Source organism: Streptomyces sp. NPDC046985, assembly GCF_040644415.1.
Taxonomy (GTDB): Bacteria; Actinomycetota; Actinomycetes; order Streptomycetales; family Streptomycetaceae; genus Streptomyces.
Genome location: NZ_JBEYWK010000011.1, coordinates 118884 through 145322, shown reverse-complemented (window position 1 = coordinate 145322; position 26439 = coordinate 118884). Strand labels below are relative to the sequence as shown.

The window sequence follows — 26439 nt, the reverse complement described above, 5'->3', positions numbered from 1 at the left end:
GTGATCTGCCAGCCGCGGCCGATCTGGGTGCGTGGGGCGAACGGCGCGGCGGTGCTTCCGGTGCCCTTGTAGAGCCAGAGGACGCCGGTCTTGTCGCGGGCCACGAGGTCCGCCTTGCCGTCCCGGGTGATGTCGCCCGTGGCGGTCAGCGCGTCGTAGATCTGCCAGCCGCGGCCGATCTGGGTGCGTGGGGCGAACGGCGCGGCGGTGCTTCCGGTGCCCTTGTAGAGCCAGAGGACGCCGGTCTTGTCGCGAGCCACGAGGTCCGCCTTGCCGTCCCCGGTCAGGTCGCGGGCGCCGACGACGCTGTCGTAGACGCTCCAGCCGGCGCCGACCTTGGTGCGCGGCAGGAAGGGCGCCGCCGGGTTGCCGGAGCCCTGGTAGTACCAGAGGACGCCGGTCTTGTCGCGGGCCGCCATGTCACCGGCGCCGTCCGCGCGCAGCGCCGTCAGCGGCGTCACCGTGTCGTAGGCGCTCCAGCCGGCGCCGATCCGGTAGCGGCTCAGCAGCGGCGCGGCAGTGCTGCCCGTGCCCTGGAACTGCCACAGCACGCCCGAGGCGTCCCGGCCGAGGAGGTCGTAGCGATCCGTGCCGCGGTCGGGAGCGGTGCTGCCGACGACGTCGACGTCGGAGGTGCGCACCCAGGCGATGCGGTGGTTGTAGCGGATCGGGGTGAAGGAGTCGCCGCCCACGACCACCGTGCGGGAGCCCGTGCCGGAGCCGTCGATGGCGCCGCTGTAGTAGTAGGAGCCGGTCACGGCGGGCCCGGCCACCGGGTACTTCTGCCCGGCGGGGATGCCGTACTTGGTCAGCGAGTCCGAGTTGGACGCCTGCACCGGCACCCCGGTGCCGTCGTAGGCGGAGTCCTCGGGGTAGGTGCGCCCGTACACCGGGACCGGGTCGGCGCCCGCCTTGGGCGTGACCACGCTCTGGGCGCTGACGGCGGAGGCGAACTGGCCGCCCGGGTTGTAGAACCACGCCTCCTTGCCGCCGTACCAGATGGCGGTCCAGTCCGCGCGCGCCTCGGCGACCACGTACACGCCGCCGGCCACGGCCTTGTTCGCCCAGTCGTATCCCTCGGTCGGGCTCTGGGCGCCGAGGTAGGGGTCGGTGAGGGTGTCCGAGCCGGTGGACGGCGCGGTGTACAGGTAGACGAAGTTCGCGGGCCGCGGGGAGACCGCCGTGCCGTTGTTCGTGAGCTTCGGCTGGTTGGCCGTGGTGAACGGCGGGACGACGCGGATCAGCTCGCCGGCCGTGTAGAGGCCGCCGGCGCCCCCGGCCCCGGTCGGGGCGCCCAGAAGCTGCATGTAGTGGTTCCAGTCCCAGAACGGGCCCGGATCCCAGTGCTGGGACTTGACGTTGGCGTCCAGGACGCCCGGCACCTCGTCGTGGCCGATGATGTGCTCACGGTCCAGCGGGATGCCGTACTCGCCCGCCAGGTACTTCACCAGCGCGGCCGAGGACTCGTACTGGGGCTCGGTGTACCAGCTCCCGTCCTTGATCGCGTAGCCCTCGTGCTCGATGCCGATCGAGTGCATGTTCATGCTCTTGTTGCCGGCGTGCCACGCCTCGTCCTTGTTCTCCACCATCTGGGTGACCAGACCGTCGGAGGCGCGGATCAGGTAGTGCGCGCTGGCGTACGTGTCGGAGTCCTGGAAGGACGCCAGCGCGCCGTCGTAGTCGCCCTCGGTGTCGTGCAGCAGGATGTAGCGGATCTCGTGCCCGGTCGCCGGACGGCTGGCGACGCCGTAGTTCCCCCAGTCGGTGTTGTCGTCGGGGCTGTTCTGCTTGTACGCGGCGGGCCGGAAGTCGCAGTTCAGGCCGGTCGGGCAGTCGGGGGCCGGAGTGACGCCCGTGGCGGCCGCGGCGAGTTCCAGGTCCGACGACGCCTTCGGCCGCACCGTCGGGTCGGCCGGCAGGTCGAGGGTCTGGCCGTCCGTGGTGACCCGGTGCTCGCCGGTCCTGACCGACGCGAACACGCGCTGGGCGAACAGCTCCGCGCCCTTGCGGTCCGGCGCCTGGCTGGCGCGGGCCACGGCCGGGTACCAGGCGCCCGGGTCCGTGGGCAGCGAGCCGGTGGCGTCCTTCTGGTACCGGGCCAGAAGCGCGGCGCCCGCCCGGACGCTCTGCCCGGCGTCGCTCTGCACCCTGTCCGGCGAGGCGTCGATGAGATCGGCCGCCTTGTCCAGGGTGTGCAGCCGCGGGTCGCTCGTGTCGACCGGCTTCTCGTGCAGGCTCCGCAGCGCCTTTTGCGCGTTGAAGTGCTTCTCGACGGCCGGGTCGCCGCTGAGGTTCATGTGGTCGAGCTGGCGCGCGCGCTCGTCCGCGTCCCCGGCGCGGCCGTCGCCGACGTCCTGGGCGTCGACGTCCGTGAGCCCCATGACGTTGTAGGCGCCGGTGGTGCTGGGCAGGCCGTTGTGGTCCTCCCACAGGGTCTGCCGGTACGAGACCGCCATGAGCACGCTCTGCGGGACGTGGAACTCCTGGGCGGCCTGCGCGAAGGCGCCCTGGAGCCGGGCGCCCGGAGCGGAGGCGGCCTGCGCGTCGCCGGGGCCGAGGAGGCCGGGCGCCGCCAGGGCCAGCGTGCCCGCCGTCGTGGCGGCGGCCACTGCCGCGGCCGCACCGTAGACGAACAGTCTCTTCTTCTTGCGGTCCCTGCGATGCCCCGTGGTCAAGTCCCCACCTCTGTATGTCCGCTGACTCAGATCGCCGCGCGGCAGGGCATGCGGAAGTCGCCCTCAGCCGTTGAGCGTTGAATGAGATCGTGACGGTACCAGGAGTGATCAACGACTCGCGCCGAGAGCGGTCGCGTCTGCCGCGCCGCGCCGACGCGCTGAGCTGTGCCGACGTGCCGGGGCGCGCCGTCGCGCCCTGCCGTGGCGAGGCACCGTGCGCGTCGTCCTGATCCGCCAGACGGGCGACGCCGGGAACCGGCCCGCGTTCTGAGCGCATTCCTCGCGGGTGCGCCGGGTGCGCCGGGTGCGCCGGGTGCGCCGGGTGCGCCGGGGGAGCCCCGGGAGCCCCGGGGCGTCGACCGCGAGGAGTTCTATCGGCGGATGTCCTACGCCGGGCGGGGGAGGTTACCGGGCCTGGGCGAGATGCGGACCGGCTGCCGTCGGTGCGCTCCCGGCGCGCTCCCCTGCGCCGCCGCTTGCTCCTCTTGCCGCGCCGCCCCGGCGGCCGCCGCGCCTGGGCGCCGTCCCGTTCCGGGAGAACGGCCGACTTCCGCCGGTGCGGGAGCCGTTCGCGCCGGACGCGCCGTCGAATCCGCCGGTTCGCGCGCCGAGCGCCGGAGGCAGACGAGCGGACGGCCGACCGGGCGGGAGGCGCGGGGATCGGCCGAAAGCATTCGGCTTTCGGGTCAAGGGGGTGCGGTGGCGGCGCCTCCTGCCGTCCGAGAAGGCTGCCGGGCATCCGCTTCCGGGGCCGCTCATTCCGGAACAGTCAGCGTCGTCTCCGCTGGCAGCGGGGCCGTATCGGGGTGCACGGGCGAGAGCGCTCGCCAGCGTGCGCAGATGCGGAGGGCCGCTTTCCGGGCCCGCTGTCCGCCGTCGGCCGGCCTCGCCCTCACTGGCCGGAAATCCACGCTGAGCCGAAGGCAATTGCCGGGCGCGACCGGGAGACTGTTTCCAGCCGTAGCCGCGCCCTGCGGCGGCCAGGGCTGCGGGGTGCCGGAACGGCCCGTGCGCCGTCCCGGTGCTGTTCGTTCGGCCGTGGATTCGTGTTCGGCCGTCTGGCTGAAACGCGTGCGTGTCTCACGGCGATAAGCGGCCAGGTCGCGGCCGATTCGTGCCGTCGGCAACTTCTCGCCGTCACAGGTGTGTTACGGCCGAAAATCTCAGCCACGGAGATCTCTTCGGCTTAATTCGGTTTGCCGTGAATGAGCCGGGGCACCCGCGCTGGCAACGATCCGGCAGGGGTCTCACGCCCGTCGTGCGACCCCGCCGACATCGTCTGGGGGTGACGCAAACACCTCCTCACGGCACTCTCCGTTCAACTTCGGGGGGTTGCTTTGAGGTGACGGAATGTGAAGACTGTGGCCGAGTTCCGTTGAAACGAAGGCGTTCGGGGTTCTGCATCGTGCCAATCCAGGGGCAATCCGGGTTGTCAGGGCGTAGTCTCGCACCGCTTCGACATCGCGGACCTCAACGGTTCTGCTGTCCGTTCGCATGTTCGGCAGGGCCTCGTGCGGTTGTCGCGCGGAGGTCTCGCCTAGGGGGGTTGCTATGTGGGGTTGGTCTGCCGTACCGGGGTCGTGCCGGGGCCGGCGATGGCGCGCGGGCGTCTCGCACCGCATCTGTTGAGCAGTCACGACCAATCCCGGCCACAGTCTCGCGGCTGACCGCACGGTTTCACCGTCGCGCTGCGCGGGTTACATGCGGGGTTCGGACGCCACGCCGTCGGTGACGCAGACCCGTTCCCTCCGCTCGGCCGCCGGATCCGCGCCGCGCTCCGGCTGCTTTCCGCCGTGCGCGTGCGCCGTGTGCGTCTGCGTTTCCCGCCTTCTCTGCTCATCGATGTTCGTCCATGTTTGTCCATGTTCTTCCATGCGCATCCGTGTTCGTCTGCGTTCGCGCCGTACAGCGTGCCGCTGTCCGCATGTTCACATGTCCCGCCGTTCGTGCGCGCCGCTGCGCCGCGTCCGCATTCCGCCGACCGAGGAGAAACGGTGTCCACTGACCAACTGACGGGCGATGCCTTCCTGCTGGAGGCGTTACCAGAGCGCTGGCGCTCCCTGCGCGAAAAGGGACCGGTACGGTACGACGAGGCGCAGGGCGTCTGGCAGGTCCTGGACCACCAGACGGTCTCCACGGTGCTCGCCGATCCGGCCGCGTATTCCTCCGACCTCTCCTCCCTCGCCCCCACGCAGGCCGACTTCGAGACCTTCACCCAGGGCAACTTCGTCGGCATGGACCCGCCGGAGCACCGCAAGCTCCGCACTCTCGTCAGCCAGGCATTCACCCCGCGCGTGGTGCACGGCCTCCAGCCCCGCATCGAGGCCGTCTGCGCCCGGCTGCTGGACGCCGTCGCGGAACAGGACCGCTTCGACCTGGTCGACGCGCTGGCCTACCCGCTGCCCATCATCGTGATCGCCGAACTGCTCGGCATCCCGGCCGAGGAGCACCGGCAGTTCCAGGAGTGGGCGAGCATCCTCTTCGGCGGCGACCAGCTCGGCGAGGCCCCCGACATGGCCGATCTGGAGCGGGCGCTGGAGGCCATCGCCCCCACGGTCCGCGAGATGAACGGCTACATGCTGGAGTACATCCGCGCCCGCCGCGCCGACCCTGGCGACGACCTGACCAGCAGGCTCATCGCCGCCGAGGTGGACGGCGTCCGCCTGGAGGACCAGGAGATGGTCGGGTTCGTGGCCCTGCTGCTGGTCGCCGGGCACATCACCACCACCGCCCTGCTCGGCAACGCCGTCGTGACCTTCGACCGGCGCCCCGGCGACGTGGCGGCGCTGCGCGCCGACCCGGACCTGCTGCCGACCGCCATCGAGGAGGTGCTGCGCTGGCTTCCGCCCTTCCCCGAACTGGGCCGCCGCGTCAGCCGGCCCGTGGTCCTCGGCGGCTGCGAACTCCCCGCCGACGCCCTGCTGATGGCCAACCTGGGCGCCGCCAACCGCGATCCGGCGCGCTTCGAGTCCCCCGACGTGTTCGACGCGGCCCGTCAGCCCAACCCGCACCTGACGTTCGGCCACGGCATCCACTTCTGCTTCGGCGCGCCGCTGGCCCGGCTGGAGGGCCGGATCGCCTTGCGCATGCTGAATGAACGATTCCGCACTCTGGCGATCCCCTCGTACGACGACATCGTCTTCCAGAACCCGGCCGTCATCGTCGGCGTGCGCCACCTGCCGGTCGAAGTCAGCAGGTTCTAGCCGCAGTACCCGCCCGCTCGCGTCGCACCCGGCCACGGCACCGCTCGCCACGTCCGGACGACCCCACCCGCACGCGAGAGACCCACTCCACGGGAGTACTTTTCTCATGCCGTACACCGTCCCCACCGCTTCAGTCGCCACCTGGCCGTCCACTCTGCCCCGAGAGGAACTACAGGACCGACTCGACGCCCTCGCCCGCCGCCACCGCGTCCCCGGGGCCCAGTTGGCCCTGGACACCGGTACCGAGGTCCTCGCCCTGCACACCGGCATAGCCGACGCGGCCGCCGGCGTCTCGTTAACCGCGGACACGGCCGTGCCGCTCGGATCGCTCACCAAGCCCTACACCGCCGCCCTGGTGACGCTGCTGGCCGACGACGGCGACCTCGACCTGGACGAGCCCGTCGCCGAGCACCTCCCGGAGATGAGCGGCATGCCCCAGGTGACGGTCCGTCATCTGCTCAGCCACACCGGCGGGCTGCCCACCGGACCTGACTCCGACACCGCGTCGGCCACCCGCGGCGCCCGCTACCTGGCGTCCGTCTGCACCGCCCACGACGCGCTGTTCCCGCCCGGCGCCGACTTCTCCTACTCCAACGCCGGATACGTCGCCGCCGGACGGCTCGTCGAGGCGATCACCGGCATGCCCTGGCACGAAGCGGTCCGGGTGCTCATCCTCGAACCCCTGGGCACCGTGGCCGCGTTCATCGGCGACACCACCGTGAACCGCCCGCTGGCCTCCGGCCACGCCGTGAACACCGCCACCGGGCAGATCCGCACGGCCCGCCAGAACCTCGCCCCGCTGGAGGCCCCGGCCGGCGCGCTGCTGGCCGGCGCCGCCGACCTGTGCGCCTTCGGCAACGCCCTGATCGGCCGCTCCAGCGTGCTGCCGCCCGCCGTCTCCAAGGAGATGCGGCGCGGCGTGAGCGCCGCCCGCCCCGGCGTCCTGGCCGACGGCTGGGGACTCGGCCTCGCGCTGTACCGGCAGGACGACCGCCTCTGGTGCGGCCACGACGGCAACGCCCAGGGCACCTCCTGCTACCTGCGGGCCGAGCCGGAGAGCGGCGTGGTGGTCGCCTTCACCGGCAACGCCTCGGGCGCCACCGCGCTCTGGCGCGACCTCGCCGACGAACTCGCCCGGATCGCGGACGTGCGGGCGCCCGTCGGCGTCGCTCCCGCGCGGGACCGGGGCCGCCCGGTCGCCCTTCCCGAGGGCCTCGGCGCCTACCGCAACGGCGGCGCCTCGTACCGCGTCGAGCCCGCGGCGGACGGCTCGTCGGCGCTGTCCATCGACGGCGACCTGTCCCTGCCGCTGGTCTGCTACGCCGACCTGTCCTTCGACCTGGTGGATCCGGCCACCGGCCGCCGGGAGCCCGGCGGGCGCTTCCACCGCGACCCCGTCACCGGCGCGGTGGACCGCGTGCAGGTGTCCGGGCGCACGGCGCGCCGCACCGACGACGGCTGAGCCGCGGCGCCGGACCGGCCGCTCCGGGCCTTCCGTGTCCCGGAGCCGCCGACTCCCGTGAGCGGCGCTCCCGCAGCGCCGCCGGCGCCGCCCACCCGGCGGCCGCCGGGGCCGCTGCGCGCCGACGCCTCCCGTCGGGCCGTCGCCTGACCCGGCGGCGCAGCGCCGCCGCGCGGTAGCACCGTCACCGGACTCCCGCGCGCCCTAGGCCCGAGCACGGGCAGACCGCCCGCTCGGCGCCATGAGCACCGCCGCCCGCCCTCGCCGCTCCGCCGCGCCTTCCGCAGGCGTGCCGCCCCCGCCCGCCGCACCGCTCCGGCGGGCCGGGGGAGCGGCGGGCCGTCCCCGCTCGCTCTCGCTCCGCCGCCCGCGCCGCACTCCCGCTCTTCAAAGGACTAGACCCATGACGGACCTGCACGACACGCCCGTACCGGTGTCCCCCCAGCCACGCGCCGACGACGCGGCACGGCCGCGGGGCGCCGCGGCCCCCTCGCAGGAGCACCCGGCGCTGGAGGAGCTGTTCACGGCCTGGGCGGACCGCACCCCGGACGCGCCCGCCCTGACCGACGGGCGGCGCACCTGGACCTACCGCGAACTGGCCGACCGCGCCGACCGGTTGGCCAGGCGCCTGGTGCGCGCGGGCGCCGGTCCCGACCGGGTGGTCGCGCTGGTCCTGCCGCGCTCCATGGAACTGATCGCCGCGGAGCTGGCCGTTGCCCTGGCGGGCGCCGCCTTCCTGCCGGTGGACCCGGCCTACCCCGCCGAGCGGCGGACGCTGATGCTCGCCGACGCCGCGCCCGCGGTCACCCTCGACGACCTGGCCGAGGTCCGCGCCGCCCTGGAGACCGCGGACGACGGTCCCGACCGCCCGCGGGACGGCGCGGCGCGGGCGGCCGGTCCCGACCGGGCGGCCTATGTCATCTACACCTCCGGCTCCACCGGGACCCCGAAGGGCGTCACCGTCACCCACCGCGGCATCGGCGGCTTCACCGCGGCGGCCGCCGACCAGTACGCCGTGGGACCCGGCGACCGGGTCCTGCAGTTCTCCTCGCCCAGCTTCGACGCCTCCGTGCTGGAGCTGTTCGTGTCCGTCCTGACCGGCGCCACGCTGGTGGTGCCGCCCCAGGGCCCCTGGCTGGGCGACGAACTCGCCGCCGTGCTGGACGAGCACCAGATCACCCACGCCCTCATCCCGCCCGCCGCGCTGGCGACGCTCCCCGACCCCGCGCGGGGCGCCGCACGCGGTCTGCGGACGCTGATCGTGGGCGCCGAGGCGTGCCCGGCCGGACTCGTCGACCGCTGGGCGCCCGGCCGCCGCATGATCAACTCCTATGGCCCCACCGAGGCCACCATCGTCGCCACCTGGACCGGACCGCTCTCCGCCGGGAACGGCACGCCCACCATCGGAGCGGCGCTGCCGCACACCCGGGCGCACGTCCTCGACGCCGCGATGCGGCCCGTGCCGCCCGGCGCGGACGGCGAGCTGTACGTGGGCGGCGACGCCGTGGCCCGCGGCTACCTGGGACGGCCGGGGCTGACCGCCGCCCGCTTCGTCGCCGACCCGTTCGGGGCGCCCGGCGCCCGGCTGTACCGCACCGGCGACCGGGTGCGGCTGCGCTCCGACGGCGAACTGGACTACCTCGGCCGGCTGGACCGGCAGGTGAAGATCCGCGGCTTCCGCGTCGAACCGGGGGAGATCGAGGCCGCCCTGCGCCGCGACGCGACCGTCGGCGAGGCCGTGGTCGTGGTCCGCGAGGACGAGCCGGGACGGCGCCGCCTGGTCGGATACGTCACTCCCGCGGACCCCGGCCGGCGCCCCGGACCGGCGGCCCTGCGTGCCGCCCTGGGCGGCGAGCTGCCCGCCCACATGGTGCCCGCCGCCGTGGTCGTCCTGGACCGGCTGCCGCTCACCGCGCAGAACAAGATCGACCGCCGCGCGCTGCCCGCCCCCGCCCGTCTGCCCGCGGAGGACCGCATCGCCCCGCGCACCCCGGAGGAGCAGGCGCTCGCCGGCATCTGGGCGGACGTCCTCGGCGCCGACGCGGTCGGCGCGACGGACGACTTCTTCGACCTGGGCGGCGACTCGATCCTGGCCGCCCGCACCCTGTCGCGCATCCGCGACGACCTGGGCGTCCGGCTCACCGTCCGGGACGTCTTCACCGCGCGCACCGTCGCCGCCCTCGCCCCGCTCCTCGACGAGCCGTCCGCCGCCGCCCCCTCCGAGCCGATCCCCGCCGCCCCGCGCACCGGCCCGCTTCCGCTGTCCAGCGCCCAGCGGCGGCTGTGGTTCCTGGACGACCTCACCGACGGCAGCACCGAGTACAACACCGGCCTCGTGCTGCGCCTGCGCGGCACGCTGGACGCCGACGCGCTGCGCCGGGCCCTGCACCGCCTCGCCGCCCGGCACGACGCGCTGCGCACCACGTTCACCGCGATCGACGGACAGGGCGCCCAGCTCGTCGCCGCCGCACCCGACCTGCCGCTGCGCACGGCCGACCTCGCCGACGTGCCGAAGGCGCGCCGCGAGGAGACGGCCGAGCGGCTGCTGACCGAGGAGCTGAGCCGCCCCTACGACCTGGCCTCCGGCCCGCTCACCCGCGCGCTGCTCGTCCGGCTCGCCGACGACGACCGCCTGCTGCTGCTCGCCCAGCACCACATCGTCACCGACGGCTGGTCCGTGGGCGTCCTCACCCGCGAACTGGCCGCCCTCTACCACGCCGAGGCCACCGGCGAGCCGGACGGCCTCGCCGCGCCCGCCGTCCAGTACCCGGACTTCGCCGTCTGGGAGCGGCGGCAGCGCACCCCGGAGCAGGACGCCGAGCACCTGCGCTACTGGAAACGGCATCTGGCCGGCCTTCAGCCGCTGGAGCTGCCCACGGACCGGCCGCGGCCCGCGGTGCGCACCACCTCCGGCGCGGCGCACCGGCACAGCCTCCCGCCCTCCCTGGTGGACCGGCTGCGCACCCTCGCCACCGGACGCGGCACGACCGTGTTCACCCTGCTAGCCGGGGCCTGCGCGCTCCTCTTCGCCCGCTACTCCGGGCAGCACGACGTCGCGTTCGGCACCATCACCAACGGGCGGGACCGCCGGGACCTGGAGGAGACGGCGGGCTTCTTCGCCAACACCGTGGTGCTGCGCGCGGACGTGGACGAGCGGCGCACCGTCGACCGGTTCGTGCAGGACATGCGCACCACGGTGCTGGACGCCTTCGCCCACGACGCGGTGCCCTTCGACCGGGTGGTCGAGGAGCTGGCGCCGCCCCGGGACCCGAGCCGCACCCCGCTGGTGCAGGCCCTCGTCGTCCAGCAGACCGCGACCGCCCCGGCGCCGCACGCGGGCGGCCTGCGGCTGGAGAACCATCCGCTGCCCCGCCCCGCCGCCCGCTTCGACCTGGTGCTGGAGTTCACTCCGGAGGCGGACGGCGGGTGCGTGCTGACCGCCGAGTTCAACACCGACCTGTTCGACGCGCGGACCGTGGCCCGGATGAGCCGTCACCTGCACCGCCTGCTCCAGGGCATGGCCGAGGGACCAGGGCGGAAGCTGGCCGAGCTGCCCATGCTCTCCGACGAGGAGCAGCGCACCCTCGTCGACTCGTGGAACCCGCCGACGGACGCCGACCCGGCGGACGCGCGGACCACCCTGCCCGAGCTGTTCGGCGCCCAGGTCGCCCGCACCCCGGACCGCACCGCCGTGACCTGCGGCCCCGTACGGCTCACCTACGCCGACGTCGACCGGCGGGCCCGTCGGCTGGCCCGGCTGCTCGTCTCGCGCGGGGCGGGCCCGGAGACGCTGGTGGCGCTGTGCCTGCCGCGCACCGCCGAGCTGCCGGCCGTGCTGTGGGCGGTGCTCAAGGCGGGCGCGGGCTACCTCCCCGTCGATCCCGGCTACCCGGCCGACCGCATCCGCTTCATGCTGTCCGACGCCCGGCCCGCCCTGGTGGTGGCCACCCGGGAGACGGCCGGCGCGCTGCCCGAGGACTGCGACCCCCTCATACTCGAGGACTGCGGCGCCTTCGCCGACCCCGCGGACGGCGCGCCGGCAGCGGACGCGGCCGCGGCGGACGGGCCCGACCTGACCGACGCCGACCGGATCCGGCCGCTGCTGCCCGACCACCCGGCGTACGTCATCTACACCTCCGGTTCCACCGGCCGCCCCAAGGGCGTCGTGGTCACCCACCGCACCGTCGCCTTGCTCGCCGCCTGGGCGCGCGAGCAGTTCGGGGAGAGTCGGCTGGGGCGGGTGACCGCCTCCACCTCCCTCAACTTCGACGTGTCGGTGTTCGAGCTGCTGTGCCCGCTGCTGGCCGGCGGCAGCGTCGACGTGGTCGCCGACCTGGCCGCCCTCGCCGACTCGACCGAGCGGCGGCGGGCCGGACTGGTCAGCGGCGTGCCGTCCGTGGTGGCCCGGGTGGCCGCCGGGGGAGCGGACCAGGTGGCCGCGGACATGGTCGTGCTGGCCGGGGAGGCGCTGCCCGCGCAGACGCTGGGCGACCTGCGCGAGGCCATGCCGTCCAGCGAGATCGCCAACGTCTACGGCCCCACCGAGGCCACCGTGTACGCCACCGCCTGGTTCTGCGGCGACCGGGCGCCGGACGCCGCGCCGCCCATCGGCCGCCCGGTGGCCCGTACCCGCGCCTACGTCCTGGACGGCGCGCTGCGCCCGCAGCCGCCGGGCGTGACGGGTGAGCTGTATCTCGGAGGCGGCGGCCTGGCGCGCGGCTACCTGCGCCGCCCCGGACTGACCGCCGCCCGGTTCCTCGCCGACCCGTTCGGCGAGCGCGGCGCGCGGATGTACCGCACCGGGGACCTGGTGCGCTGGAGCGCCGACGGGGAGCTGGAGTACGTCGGCCGGATCGACCAGCAGGTCAAGGTGCGCGGTTTCCGCATCGAACTGGGCGAGGTGGAGGAGGCCCTGCGCCGCTGCTCAGGAGTGGCCGAGGCGGCGGCGGCCGTCACCGAGACGGACGGCCACCGGCGCCTGACCGGCTACGTGGTGCCCGCGCCGGGAGAGCGGGCGGAACCGGACGCGGTGCGCCGGGAACTCGGCCGCACGCTGCCCGACTACATGGTGCCCGCGACGGTGCTGGTGCTGGCCGAACTGCCCCTGAACCCCAACGGCAAGCTCGACCGGGGCCGGCTGCCCCAGCCCGGCCCCGCCGTGCACGCGGTGCGCCACGTCGCGCCCCGCACGCCCACCGAGCGGGCCCTCGCCGCCGTCTGGGCGGACGTGCTGCGCGTGGACCGGGTCGGCGTGGACGACAACTTCTTCGAACTCGGCGGCGACTCGATCCTCAGCATCCAGGTGGTGGCACGGGCCCGGCAGGAGGGCCTGACCGTGACCTCCCGCGACGTCTACCAGCACCAGACGGTCGCCGCCCTCGCCCGCTGCGCCGACGCCGCCGCGGGCCCGCGCCCGGCGGCCCCCGCCCCGGTGGCGCCGACCGGCCCGGCGCCGCTGACGCCCATCCAGCACTGGCTGTTCGAGGAGGACGCCGAGCAGGCCGCCCACTTCGCCCAGGCGACGTCCGTGCTGCTGCCCGACGACCTCGACCCGGCCGCGCTGGAAGCCGCGCTGAACGACCTGGTCGCCCACCACGACGCCCTGCGCTCCCGTTTCGCGACGGGTCAGGGCGACGGGCCCGGCTGGCAGATCGCCGAAGCCTCCGACCGGCTCGTCCTCGCCCGGCACACCGGCCCGGACGCCGACACGCCGCACTTCGGACCCTTCGACCTCGCCCGCGGGCCGCTGCTGCGGGCCGTCCTGCACGACCGCGGGGCCGGCCTGCCCCGCGTCCTGCACCTCGCCGTGCACCACCTGGTGATCGACGGCGTCTCCTGGCGGCTGCTCCTGGAGGACCTGGAGACCGCCTACCGCGCCCGCCGCGACGGCGGCGACGGCGCGCAGGCGCTGCCCGCGAAGTCCTCGCCGCTGCGCCAGTGGGCGCGACGACTGACCGCGCACGCCGCCGACGGCGGCTTCGACGACGAGCGGGCCCACTGGGCCCAGGCCGTCCCCGCGGCTGTCCCCCCGCTGCCCGCCGACCTGGACGGCGCCGACACCTACGCCTCCGCCCGCGCCGTCACCGTACGGCTGAGCGCCGAGCACACCGCCGCGCTGCTGCGCACCCTGCCCGACACCTACCGCACCCAGGCCAACGACGTCCTGCTCGCCGCGCTCGGCCGGGCCCTGTGCGCCTGGAGCGGACAGGAACAGGCGGTCGTGGACGTCGAGGGGCACGGCCGCGAGGAACTCTTCGCCGACCTGGACCTCAGCCGCACCCTCGGCTGGTTCACCACCCGGCACCCGATCACCCTCGCCGTCCCCGCACCGGCCGGCTGGGACGCCGTGCTCAAGCAGGTCAAGGAGCAGGTGCGCGCCGTGCCCCGGCACGGGATCGGCCACGACGCGCTGCGCTACCTGGGCCGCCCGGACGCGCGGCCGGCCGCCCCGGCGGCGCGGATCAGCTTCAACTACCTCGGGCGGATGACCCCGGGCGGCCCCGAAGACGGCCTCTACCGGGGCGTGTTCCGGCCGCTGGAGCTGGACGCCGACCCGCGGGCGAAGCGCCCGCACGCCCTGGAGGTGGTCGGCCGACTCGACGACGACGCACTGGAGTTCACCTGGTTCTACTCCGACCAGGTGTACCGCGAGGCGACCGTCGAGGCCCTCGCACACGACTACGCCGAGGCCCTGGCGGACCTCGCCCGGCACGCCGCGCGGCCGGGCGCCGCCGGACGCACCCCGTCCGACTTCCCGCTGGCCCGGCTCGACCAGGCGTGCGTGGACCGCGTCACCGGGGACGACCCGGGCGCGGTGGAGGACGTCCTGCCGCTCACCCCGACCCAGGCGGGCATGCTGTTCCACGGCCTCTCCCAGGACGACCGCGGCGTCTACTTCCAGCAGTTGACCTTCGTCCTGGACGGCGTGCCCGACCCGGACGTGCTGGCCGCCGCCTGGCAGCGGGTCACCGAGCGCACCGCGGTGCTGCGCGGCCGGGTCGTGTGGCAGGACGTGCCCGAACCGCTGCTGGTGGTCGGGCGGGACGCGACCGTGCCGGTCACCGGCCTTGACTGGCGCGGCCTGACCGAGGAGGAGGCGCGGGGCCGGCTGGACGCCCTGCTGCGCGAGGACCGCGCGGCAGGCGTCGACCTGGCGCGCGGGCCGCTCCAGCGCCTGGTGCTCGCCCGGGTCTCCGACACCGCCGTGCGCGTGGTGTGGTCCTTCCACCACCTGCTGCTGGACGGCTGGAGCCTGTTCCAGGTGCTCTCCGACGTCTTCGCCGGCCACACCGCGCTGTCCGGGCGGGACCCCGGCCACGCCGTGCCCGACCGCCGCCCCTGGCGGGACTATGTGGCCTGGCTCCAGGGACGCGACCGGGACGAGGCCGAACGGCACTGGCGTCACCGGCTCGCCGACCTGGCCGAGGCCACGCCCCTGCCCTACGACCGCGAGCCGCGCGAGACCCACCGCGCGGAGTCCACGCGGGCCGTGCGGGTCACCGTGCCCGAGGCGACGACCCGGAAGCTGGAGGAACTCGCCCGCACCTCCGGGCTGACCCTCAACACCCTCGTCCAGGGCGCCTGGGCCGTCCTGATGAGCCGTCAGGCAGGACGCTCCGACGTGGTGTTCGGCACCACGGTGTCCGGCAGGCCGGCCGAGCTGCCCGGCGCCGAGTCGATGACCGGCCTGTTCATCACCACCCTGCCCACCCGGGTCGCGGTGCCCGCCGAGGGCGCCCTGACCGACTGGCTGCGCCGCCTCCAGCGCGACCAGAGCGAGGACCGGCGCTTCGACCAGCTCCCGCTGAACCGCATGCGGACGTTCACCGGACTGCCCGAGCAGGCCAACCTGTTCGACAGCATCGTCGTCTTCGAGAACTACCCCGTCGACGACGACCTCGCCGCCGTCCACGGCCTCTCCCTGAGCGGCCTCGACGGCATCGAGACCACCAACTACCCCCTGAGCCTGGTCGCCTACCCGGGCGCCGAACTGGCCCTGCGCCTCGGCTACGACCCGGAGCTGTTCGACGCCGCCACGGTCGACCGGCTCGCCGAATGCCTCACCGTCCTGCTGGAAGGCATGGCCGCGGCCCCCGAGCGGGCGCCGGCCCGGCTGCCGCTGCTGACGGCGGACCGCCGCGAGCAGGTGCTGCGCGCCTGGAACGACACCGCCGCCGACCTGCCCGAGGCCACCGTCGCGGAGCTGTTCGCCGCGCAGGTGCGGCGCACCCCCGGCGCCATCGCCCTGGAGACGCCGGACGAGCGCCTCACCTACCGCGAACTCGACGCCCGAGCCGACGCGCTCGCCGACCGGCTGGCAGCCCTCGGGGTGCGCGCGGAGCGCCCGGTGGGCGTGCTGATGGACCGCTCGGCGCGGCTGATCGCCGCCCAGTTGGCGCTCGTGCGCACCGGCGGGGTGTACGTGCCGCTGGACGGCAGGGCGCCGCACGAGCGGCTGCGCCGGATGCTCGCCGAGTCCGGCGCCGAGCTGCTGCTCACCGACGCCGCGTGGGAGGAGAAGGCCCGCGACCTGCTGCCCGGCGACGGCGTCCTGCGCCTGGACGACGGCGACGCGGACAGCCCCGCCGCGCCCCGCTCCGGCGCCCGCTCCGGCGAGACGCACCCCGACTGCGTCCAGTACCTGATGTTCACCTCCGGCTCCACCGGCGTCCCCAAGGGCGTCGCGGTGCGTCAGCGGGACGTCGCCGCACTCGCCCTGGACCGCGCCTTCGCCGACCACGACCGGGTCCTCGTGCACTCCCCGCACGCCTTCGACGCCTCCACCTACGAGGTGTGGGCGCCCCTGCTGCGCGGCAAGACCGCCGTCCTCGCCCCGCCCGGCGACCTGGACGCCGCCGCCGTCCGGCACGCCATCACGGCGCAAGGCGTGAGCTGCCTGTGGCTGACGGCGGGCCTGTTCCGGCTGCTCGCCCAGGAGGACCCCGCCTGCCTGAGCGGCGCCCACGAGGTGTGGACCGGCGGCGAGGCCGTGCCCGGCGCGGCCGTCCGCCGCGTCCTGGACGCCTGCCCCGGCCTGACCGTCGTCGACGGCTACGGCCCGACCGAGACCACCACCTTCGCCACCCGGCGCCCCTTCCGCTCCGGCGACCCGCTGCCCGCCGTGCTGCCCATCGGCCGTCCGCTGGACAACACCCGCGCCTACGTCCTGGACGGTGCCCTCCACCCCCAGCCGCCCGGCATCCCCGGCGAGCTGTACGTCGCGGGCGCCGGACTGGCCCGCGGCTACGCGGGACGCCCCGGGGCCACCGCCGCCCGCTACCTCGCCGACCCGTTCGGGCCGCCCGGAGAGCGGATGTACCGCACCGGCGACATCGTGCGCTGGAGCGCGGACGGCGAACTGCGCTTCGTGGGCCGTGCGGACGACCAGATCAAGATCCGCGGCTTCCGCGTCGAACCCGCCGAGATCGAGGCCCGTCTCACCGCGCACCCCGGCGTCGCCGAGGCCGTCGTGTCGCTGTACGCCGCCGACGGACGCAAGCGGCTGGCCGCCCACCTCGTCCCGGCCGCCGCGGCGCTGCCGTCCGCGACCGAGCTGCGCGAACACCTGGCCGAGGATCTGCCCGACTACATGCTGCCCGCCGCGTTCGTCGCCGTCCCCGAACTGCCGCTGACCGCCAACGGGAAGGTGGACCGGCGCCGTCTGCCCGAGCCCGACTGGTCGGCGGGCGCCGACAGCGCCTACCGCGCCCCGCGCACCGACGCCGAGCAGATCCTCGCCGGCGTCTGGGCCGACCTGCTCGGCGTGGACCGGGTCGGCGTCGACGACAACTTCTTCATGCTGGGCGGCGACTCCATCCTCAGCATCCAGGTCGTCTCCCGGGCCCGCGCCGCGGGCCTGGCGCTCACCCCCCGCGACCTGTTCCGGCGCCCCACGGTGGCCGCCCTGGCCGCCGCCACCGGCGCCGCCGGGGCCGTCGCCGGAACCGAGCCGGTGCAGGGCGAGGTCGCCCTCACCCCGATCCAGCACTGGTTCCTCGACCCCGGCCCGCGACAGCCCGGCCGCTTCGACCAGTCCGTCACGGTGGAGTGCGCGCCGGACACCGACCCCGGCGCCCTGCGCCGCGCCCTCGCCGCCCTGTGGACGCACCACGACGCCCTGCGCTCCCGGTTCACCGTCGCGGACGACGGGTCCTGGCGCCAGGACGTCGCACCGGCCGACGCCCCCGTGCCCGAACTCCTCCAGGTGTGCCCGCTCGACGGCCTCGACCCGGCGGCGGCCGCGGAGACCGAGGCCCGTCTCACCGCGGACGCGCACGCCTCCTTCCGGCTGGACAGCGGCCCGCTGCTCACCGCGCGCCTGTTCCCCCGGGACGGCGCCCGGCCCGCCCGGCTGTTCCTCGCCGTCCACCACCTGGTGGTCGACGGCGTCTCCTGGCGCATCCTGCTGGAGGACCTGGAGACCGCCTACCAGCGGGCCGCGGCCGGACAGCCGGCCGGGCTGCCCGAGCGCACCACCTCGGTCCGGGAGTGGGCGCGCCGCCTGACGGAGCACACGAACGCCGGCGGCTTCGCCGACCAGCGCGCCCACTGGGAGGAGACGGCCCGGCACTGCGCCGAGCCGCTTCCGGAAGACGCCGAGGCAGCCGGGTCCGCCGAGCACACGGCGGCCGGGGAGCACGCGGCGGCCGGGGAGCACGCGGCGGCCGGACGGAGCGGCAACACCATGGCCGACGTCCGCTCGGTCACCGTCCGGCTGGACCGCGCACGCACCGGCGACCTGCTGCGCAGGGTCCCCGGCGTCTACCGCACCCGCATCGACGACGTCCTGCTCACCGCGCTGGGCCGGGTGCTCGCCGACTGGACCGGCCGCGACACCGTCGCCGTCGCCCTGGAGGGCCACGGCCGCGAGGACCAGATGTTCGAGGACGTCGACCTGTCCCGCACCGTGGGCTGGTTCACCACGCTCTTCCCGGTCGCCCTCAGCGTCCCGGCGGGGGACTGGGGGACCGCGCTGAAGGCGGTCAAGGAGCAGTTGCGGGCGGTCCCCGACCGGGGCATCGGGCACGGCGCGCTGCGGCGCCTCGCCCGCGACGCCCGGCTCGCCGCCGCGCCGGCGCCCGGCGTCAGCTTCAACTACCTCGGCCGGTTCGACTGGTCGGAGGGCGGCGGCGCCCTGATCCGCGGCGTGCCCGGCGGCCTCGGCGGCGCCGACGCGCCCGACGCCGAACGGGAGCACCTGCTCGACGTGATCGCGCGCGTCGAGGACGACCGCCTGGAGATCACCTGGCACTACAGCCGCGCCCGGCACCGCGAGGCCACCGTCGCCGGCCTCGCCGAGGGCATGCTGCGCGCCCTGGAGGACGTCCTCGCCCACTGCGCCCGCCCCGGCGCGGGCGGCAGGACCCCCTCCGACTTCCCGCTGGCCCGTCTGGACCAGGCCGCCGTCGACCGGGTGGCCGGCGACGGCCGGGCCGTCGCAGACGTCCACCCGCTGACGCCCATGCAGGCCGGCATGCTCTTCCACAGCCTGCTCGACCCCGACGGCCGCACCTACGTCAACCAGGTGCAACTGGTGCTGACCGGCGTCACCGACCCGCGCCTGCTCGCTGAGGCGTGGCAGGGCGCCGCCGACGCCAACCCCGTGCTGCGCAGCCGCCTGGCGTGGCAGGAGAGCGCCGAACCCCTCCAGGTCGTGCTGCACCGGGCCACCGTGCCCGTCGTCTGCCACGACTGGACCGGACGGCCGGAAGACGAGTGCGCGGCGGACCTGGAGCGGCTGCTCGCCGAGGACCGGGACGCCGGCATCGACCTCGGTGCGGCGCCGCTGATGCGGCTGATGCTCATCCGGCTGACGGAAGAGCGGGTCCGCATGGTGTGGACGTTCCACCACATCCTGCTGGACGGCTGGAGCGCGGCCCAGGTCTTCGACGAGGTGTGCGAGCGGTACGCCGCCCTGACCGCCGGACGCGCGCCGGAGGCGCCCGCGCGCCGCCCGTTCGCGGACTACTTGCAGTGGCTCGCGGAACAGGACACCGGCCAGGCCGAGCGGTACTGGCGCACCTGCCTCGCCGGGTTCGGCGCCCCGACCGAGCTGCCCTGGGACCGGCGGCCCGCCGACAGCCACCGCAGCTCCTCGTCCGGCACGGTACGGGTCACGCTGGACGGTGAGATCTCGGCACGGCTGCGGGAGACCGCCCAGCGGGCCGGCCTCACCGTCAACACCGTCCTCCAGGGGGCGTGGGCGCTGCTGTTGTCCCGCTACGGCGGCGGCGACGACGTCGTGTTCGGCACCACCGTCTCCGGACGGCCCGCCGAACTGCCCGGCGTCACCGCGATGGTGGGCCTGTTCATCAACACCCTGCCCACCCGGGCCCGCGTCGACGGCCGCCGCCCGCTGCTCGACTGGCTGCGCGACCTCCAGGCCGCCCAGTCCGAGGCCCGGCGCCACGACTTCGTCTCGCTGGCCCAGTTGCAGGCGCAGAGCGACGCGCCCGGCGGCGGCGCCCTCTTCCACTCCATCGTCGTCTTCGAGAACTACCCCTTCGACGAAGGCGCGCTGGGCCGCCGCGGCCTGGGCATGGAGCAGGAACGCGACCTGGAGCCGACGAACTACCCGCTCAGCGTGGTCGTCGCCCCCGGGGACGCGCTCGCCGTGAACCTCGACTACGACCCGGCCGCCTTCGACGCGCCCACGGTCGAACGGCTCGGCGAGAGCCTGCGCACGCTGCTGACCGAGATGGCCACCGCCCCCGAACGCACCCTGGCCGAACTGCCGCTCACCGACCCCGCCCGCGGCCGCGACCTGCTCGACCGGTTCGGCGGGCCGGCGGTCCAGACGCCGCGCGGCACCCTGCCCGACGCGTTCCGCCGCCAGGCGCAGCGCACTCCCGACGCCCCGGCCGTCCAGTACGGCGACGCGCTGCTCAGCTACCGCGAGCTGGACGAGCGCTCCAACCGGCTGGCCCGGCTGCTCATCGCGGCCGGCGCCGGTCCCGAGCGCTTCGTCGCCCTCGCCCTGCCCCGCACCGCCGACCTGATCACGGCCCTGCTCGCCGTCCTTAAGAGCGGCGCCGCCTATCTGCCGGTGGACCCGGGCTACCCGGCCGAACGCATCGCGTTCCTCTTCGAGGACGTACGGCCCGACGCCGTCGTCACTGTCTCCGAGAGCGCCGGGCGCCTGCCGGACGGCCCTTACACCCGCGTTCTGCTGGACGACCCCGGGTGCGCCGAGCGGCTGGCCGCCGCGTCCGCGGCCCCGGTCGACGACGCCGACCGGCGCACGGCCCTGCTGCCGGACAGCCCCGCGTACGTCATCCACACCTCGGGCTCCACCGGCCGCCCCAAGGGCGTCGTGGTCGCGCACGGCTCGGTGCTGGCCCTGACCGACTGGGCGGCGGCCGAGTTCGCCGGCCGGGGCCTGGAGCACGTGGTGGCGTCCACCTCGCTCAACTTCGACGTGTCGGTCTTCGAGATCTTCTCGCCGCTGCTGTCCGGCGGCCGCGTCGAGATCGTGCGCGACCTCCTCGCCCTGGCCGAACGGCCCGGCCCGTGGCAGGCCGGACTGCTCAGCGCGGTGCCCTCCGCACTCGGCAGGCTGCTGGCCGAGGACGCCGTGCGGGTCGGCGCGCACACCGTGGTGCTGGCGGGCGAGGGCCTGCCCGCCCGGACCGTCCGCCAGGTCCGCGCGGCGATCCCCGGCTGCGAGGTGCGCAACATCTACGGCCCCACCGAGGCCACCGTGTACGCCACCGCCTTCACCTGCGACCCGGCCGACCCCGACCGCGACCCGCCGATCGGCCGCCCGCTCGGCGGCGCCCGCGCCTACGTGCTGGACGACCGGATGCGCCCCACGCCCGTCGGCGCGCCCGGCGAGCTGTACCTCGCCGGGACCGGCGTCGCCCGCGGCTACCTGCGCCGCCCCGGACTGACCGCGTCCCGCTTCCTGCCCGACCCCTTCGCGGCGCCCGGCGGCCGCATGTACCGCACCGGCGACCGGGTGCGCTGGACGGCGGACGGCGACCTGGTCTACCTCGGCCGCGGCGACGACCAGGTCAAGGTGCGCGGCTTCCGCATCGAACTCGGCGAGGTGGAGGCGGCGCTGGCCCGGCACCCCGCGGTGGCCGCCGCGGCGGCCCGGGTGGTCGAACACGACGGCCACCGCCGCCTGATCGGCTACGCGGTGCCCCGCGCGTCCGGCCTCCCCGACGCGGCCGAACTGCGCGCCTTCCTCGGCAGCAGCCTCCCCGACCACCTGGTGCCCGCCCTGGTCGTGCCGCTGGAGCGGCTTCCGCTCGGCGCCACCGGCAAGCTCGACCGGCGGGCGCTGCCCGACCCCGAGTGGAGCGCCCCCGCCGCCGGAGCGACCCGGCAGCCCGGCACCGAGACGGAACGGACGCTGGCCGCCATCTGGCGCGACGTGCTCGGCGTGCCCGAAGTCGGGCTCGACGACAACTACTTCGCGCTGGGCGGCGACTCCATCCTCGGCATCCAGATCGTCTCCGCCGCCCGGCGCGCCGGACTCGCCCTGACCCCCCGGCACCTGTTCGCCCACCAGACCCTCGCCGAACTCGCCGCGGCCGCCGGGAACGTGCCCGCCGCCGCGACCGCCGCCGAACAGGGACCCGTGGTCGGCGAAGCCCCGCTGACCCCCGTGCAGCACTGGCTGCTCGACACCCTCGACGGCGACCGCGCCCACTTCAGCCAGGCCGTCTCCTACGAACTCGCGGCGGACGCCGACGAGACGCTGCTCCGGGCCGCGCTGGCCCTCGTCCTGGAGCACCACGACGCGCTGCGGATGCGCTTCGAGCGGGCCGCCGACGGGACCTGGCGGCAGCACGGGACCGCACCCGGCGCCGCCCCGCACCTGGAGGTCCACGACCGGCCGGCCGGCCCCGACCTGGCCGAGACCCTGGCCTCCGGCTTCGACCTGGCCGCCGGGCCGCTGCTGCGGGCCGCGCTGTGCCGCGGCGGCGACCGGCCGGTGCTGCTGCTCGCCGCACACCACCTGGTCGTCGACGCGGTGTCCTGGCGGCTGCTCCTGGAGGACCTGGACACCGCCTACCGCGCCCTGAGCGAGAGCGAACGCCCCGACCTCGGCGCCAAGACCACCTCCTTCCGCGCCTGGGCGCAGCGGCTCGCCGCGCACACCGCCTCCGGCGGCTTCGACGGCGAACTCGTCCACTGGAGCGGCCAGCGCGGCGACCCGCTCCCCGTCGACCTGCCCGGCGGCGCCAACACGGCCGCCGAGGAGGAGACGGTGACGGCGTCCCTGGACGCCGAGGACACCCGGCGGCTGCTCCAGGACGTCCCGGACGTCTACCGCACACGGGTCAACGACGTCCTCCTGTGCGCACTCGGCCGGGTGCTGGCCCGCTGGACCGGACGGGACCGGGTGACCGTCGCCCTGGAGGGCCACGGCCGCGAGGACCTGTTCGAGGACGCCGACCTCGCCCGCACCGCCGGCTGGTTCACCGCCATGTACCCGGTCACCCTCGACGTGGCACGGGACGCCGGACCCGGCGCCGCGCTCAAGGCCGTCAAGGAGAACCTACGGGCCGTCCCCGGCGGCGGACTCGGCTACGGCGCGCTGCGGTTCCTGCACCCCACGGCCGGACGGCGGCTGCCGGAGCTGCCGCAGATCGGCTTCAACTACCTGGGCCAGCAGGACTGGCACACCGCCCCCGGCGGCCTGCTGCACGCCCCGCACGGCGGCCTCACCGGCGGCATGGACCGCACGGCCGCCCGCCCCCACCTGCTGGACGTGCTGGGCCGGGTGAGCGGCGGCAGGCTGGAGTTCGCCTGGTCCTACTCCCGCGAGGCGCACCGGCGCGAGACCGTCGAGCGGCTCGCCGCCGACCTGGCGGACGAACTGCGCGCCCTGGTGCGGCACTGCGCCGAGCCCGGCGCCGGAGGCCGCACCCCGTCCGACTTCCCGCTGGCCCCCCTCGACCAGGCCGCCGTCGACCGCATCGCCGGGGACGGACGCGACGTGGCGGACGTCTACCCGCTCACGCCCACCCAGACCGGCATGGTCGTGCACGGCATGGACGAGGCCCGGCACGGCCTCTACGTGGAGCAGATCACCTTCGTGGTGGACGGCGCCCGCGACCTCGGACTGCTCGCCGCCGCCTGGCAGCACGTCGTCGACCGCACCCCGGTGCTGCGCACCTCCGTGGCCCTGCACGACGTGCCCGTACCGCTCCAGGTCGTGCACCGCCGCGCCGCCCTGCCGGTCGCCGAGCACGACTGGAGCGCCCTGCCCGAGGACCGGCGCGAGCGGGAGCTGGAGAAGCTGCTGGAGACCGAGCGGGCCCGGGGCCTCGCCCTGGACCGCCCGCCGCTGCTGCGCCTGCACCTGGTCCGGCTCGGCCCGGACGCGGTGCGCGTGGTGTGGACCTTCCACCACGTCCTGCTGGACGGCTGGAGCGTCTTCCACGTCCTGGGAGACGTCCTGGCCGCGCACGCCGCCCTCGCCCGCGGGGAACAGCCCCGGCTGCCCGAGCGCCGGCCCTTCGCGGACTACGCCGCCTGGCTCGCCGCCCGCGACGCCGACCGGGCCCGGCAGCACTGGCAGGGCGCCCTCGCGGACCTGGCCGCCCCGACCCCGCTGCCCTACGACCGCAGGCCCGCCCCGGGGACCACGGCCCGCTCCGGCACCTGGCTGTCGCAGCGCCTCGGCGCCGAGGAGACCTCGGCGCTCCAGGAGTTCGCCCGCCGGCGCCGGCTCACCCTCAACACCCTCGTGCAGGGCGCCTGGGCGCTGCTGCTGGCCCGCTGGAGCGGCGAGAGCGAGGTGTGCTTCGGCACGACCGTCTCGGGGCGCCCCTCCGACCTGCCCGGCGCCGACACCGTCACCGGCCTGTTCATCACCACCCTGCCCGCCCGCGCCCGCGTGGACGGCACGGCCCGCTGCGACGCGTGGCTGCGCGCCCTCCAGGAGGCGCGCGCCGAGGACCGCCGCTACGACCACGTGCCGCTGGGCGAACTGCACGGCCTGACCGGACTGCCGCCCGGAACGGCGATGTTCGACAGCCTGGTGGTGTTCGAGAACTACCCGGTGGGCGACGCCACCGCCGGCGCCCACGGCCTGACCCTGCGCGATCTGGACGCCCGCGAGGCCACCAACTACCCGCTCACCGTGGTCGTCTCGCCCGGCGACCGGCTCGCCGTCGAACTCGGCTACGACCCCCGCTGCTTCGACGAGGCCACCGCGCGGTCCCTGGCCGGACAGCTCCTGCACACCCTGCACGCACTGGCCGCCGCGGACGGCGGCGCCCGCCTCGACGACGTGGACGTGCTGCCGCCCGAGGAGCGGACCCGGCTGCTGCACGGCCCGGCCCGGCCGGACCTCGCCCCCCCACCCGCGGCCGTCCTGCCCGCGCTGGTCGAGGCCGCCGTGGACCGCTGGCCGGACGCGCCGGCGCTCACCGGCCCCGACCTGGAGCTGACCTTCGCGCAGACTGAGGCGCACGCCAACCGGCTCGCCCACCGCGTCCTCGCCCGGGGCGTGGCCCCCGGCGACGTCGTCGCGCTGCTGCTGCCGCGCTCCGTCGACATGGTTCTGGCCCAACTGGCCGTGGCGAAGGCGGGCGCCGCGTTCCTGCCCGTCGACCCCGCCTACCCGGAGGAGCGGATCGCGCTCATGCTGCGCGACGCCGCCCCGGCCCTCACCCTGGACGCCAAGGAGGTGGCCGCGCTGCTGGCCGACCCGGCGGACGACGTGCCCGGCCACCGGCCCGCCGACGCCGACCGCGCCCGCCCGCTCGACCTCGACGACCCGGCGTACGTCATCTACACCTCCGGATCCACCGGAACCCCCAAGGGCGTCGTCGTCACCCACCGCGGCATCGCCGCCTTCGCCGCCGCCGAGGCCGCCCACTACCAAGTGACCGCGGGCGACCGGGTGCTGGCCTTCGCCACGCCCAGCTTCGACGCCTCCGTGCTGGAGCTGTGCGCTTCGCTGCCGCACGGCGCCCGCCTGGTCGTCCCCGAGCCCGGCCCGCTGCTCGGGGCCCACCTGGCCGAGGTGCTGCGTGCCGAGCGCGTCACTCACACCCTGCTTCCGCCGGCCGCGCTCGCCACCCTGCCGCCCGACACGCCCGGCGCCCTGCCGGACCTGAAGACGCTGATCGTCGGCGCCGACGCGTGCGGCGCGGAGCTGGTCGCCCGCTGGGCCCCGCACCACCGCATGGTCAACTCCTACGGGCCCACCGAGGCCACCGTGGTCGCCACCTGGTCCGCGCCGCTCGCGCCGGACGGCGCCGCCCCGCCCATCGGCCGCCCGCTGCCCGCCGGCCGCGCCTACGTCCTGGACGCCCGGCTGCGCCCGGTCGCCGACGGGGCGCCCGGCGAACTGTGGCTGAGCGGACCCGCCCTGGCCCGCGGCTACCTCGGCCGTCCCGGCCTGACCGCGGCCCGCTTCACCGCCGACCCCTTCGGACCGCCCGGCGCCCGCATGTACCGCACCGGCGACCTGGTGCGCCGCGACGCGCAGGGCGAGCTGTACTACCTCGGCCGCACCGACCACCAGCTCAAGCTGCGCGGCCACCGCATCGAGGCGGGCGAGGTCGAGGCCGCCCTGGTGCGCCACCCGGCGGTGCTGGACGCCGTGGTGAGCGTGCGGGAGGACGAACCGGGCCTGCCCCGGCTGGTCGCCCACCTGCTCACCGCCCCCGGCGCCGAGCCGCCCGTCGGCGCCGAACTGCGGGCCCTCGCCGCCCGCTCGCTGCCCGGCTACATGATCCCCACGGCGTTCGCCGTCCTCGACCGGTTCCCGCTGACCGAGAACGGCAAGACCGACCGGGCGGCGCTGCCCGTGCCCGCCCCGGCCGAGGCCGAGGACCGGGCCGCGCACGTGGCGCCCCGCACCCCGACCGAGGAGGCGCTCGCGGCCGTCTGGGAGGACGCCCTCCAGACGGCCGTGGGCGCCGAGGACGACTACTTCCTGCTCGGCGGCGACTCGATGCGCGCCCTGCTCATCGCCTCCCGCGCCAACGACGTGTTCGGGGTCGCCCTCACCCCGCGCGACGTCCTGGTCTCCCGCACCGTCGCCGCCCTGGCGGAACTGGTGGAGGAGCAGGTGCTCAGCGAACTCGAAGACGCCGCTCACGGCGGCCCCGACCACGACGAACGGTGAGGA

General features: G+C 75.6%; 4 protein-coding genes. 3 read left to right on the top strand and 1 reads right to left on the bottom strand.

The window, feature by feature from the left end:
- Positions 1 to 2675: N-acetylmuramoyl-L-alanine amidase (locus ABZ861_RS16480; protein WP_361630217.1), on the bottom strand; the 2675-nt coding region annotated here is incomplete at its 3' end.
- A gap of 1994 nt (positions 2676 to 4669) precedes the next feature.
- On the opposite strand from ABZ861_RS16480, the gene ABZ861_RS16475 reads away from it, so the two are divergent.
- The 3 genes from ABZ861_RS16475 to ABZ861_RS16465 all read left to right on the top strand — a co-directional run bounded on the left by ABZ861_RS16475 (position 4670) and on the right by ABZ861_RS16465 (position 26436).
- Positions 4670 to 5878 (top strand): cytochrome P450, encoded by a 1209-nt coding sequence (locus ABZ861_RS16475; RefSeq protein WP_361630214.1) that lies wholly within the window; start codon positions 4670 to 4672, stop codon positions 5876 to 5878.
- Positions 5879 to 5984: 106 nt separating this feature from the next.
- Entirely contained in the window at positions 5985 to 7340 is a 1356-nt protein-coding gene (locus ABZ861_RS16470; RefSeq protein WP_361630211.1) for a serine hydrolase domain-containing protein, read from the top strand.
- Positions 7341 to 7743: 403 nt separating this feature from the next.
- Complete coding sequence (locus tag ABZ861_RS16465) at positions 7744 to 26436, top strand: non-ribosomal peptide synthase/polyketide synthase (RefSeq protein WP_361630208.1); 18693 nt, start codon at positions 7744 to 7746, stop codon at positions 26434 to 26436.
- The last annotated feature ends 3 nt before the right edge of the window (positions 26437 to 26439 follow it).

Excerpts from the sequence above, each read along its gene's own strand:
- ABZ861_RS16470 (WP_361630211.1), top strand. The coding sequence starts at position 5,985 with ATGCCGTACACCGTCCCCACCGCTTCAGTCGCCACCTGGCCGTCCACT.
- ABZ861_RS16465 (WP_361630208.1), top strand. The coding sequence starts at position 7,744 with ATGACGGACCTGCACGACACGCCCGTACCGGTGTCCCCCCAGCCACGC.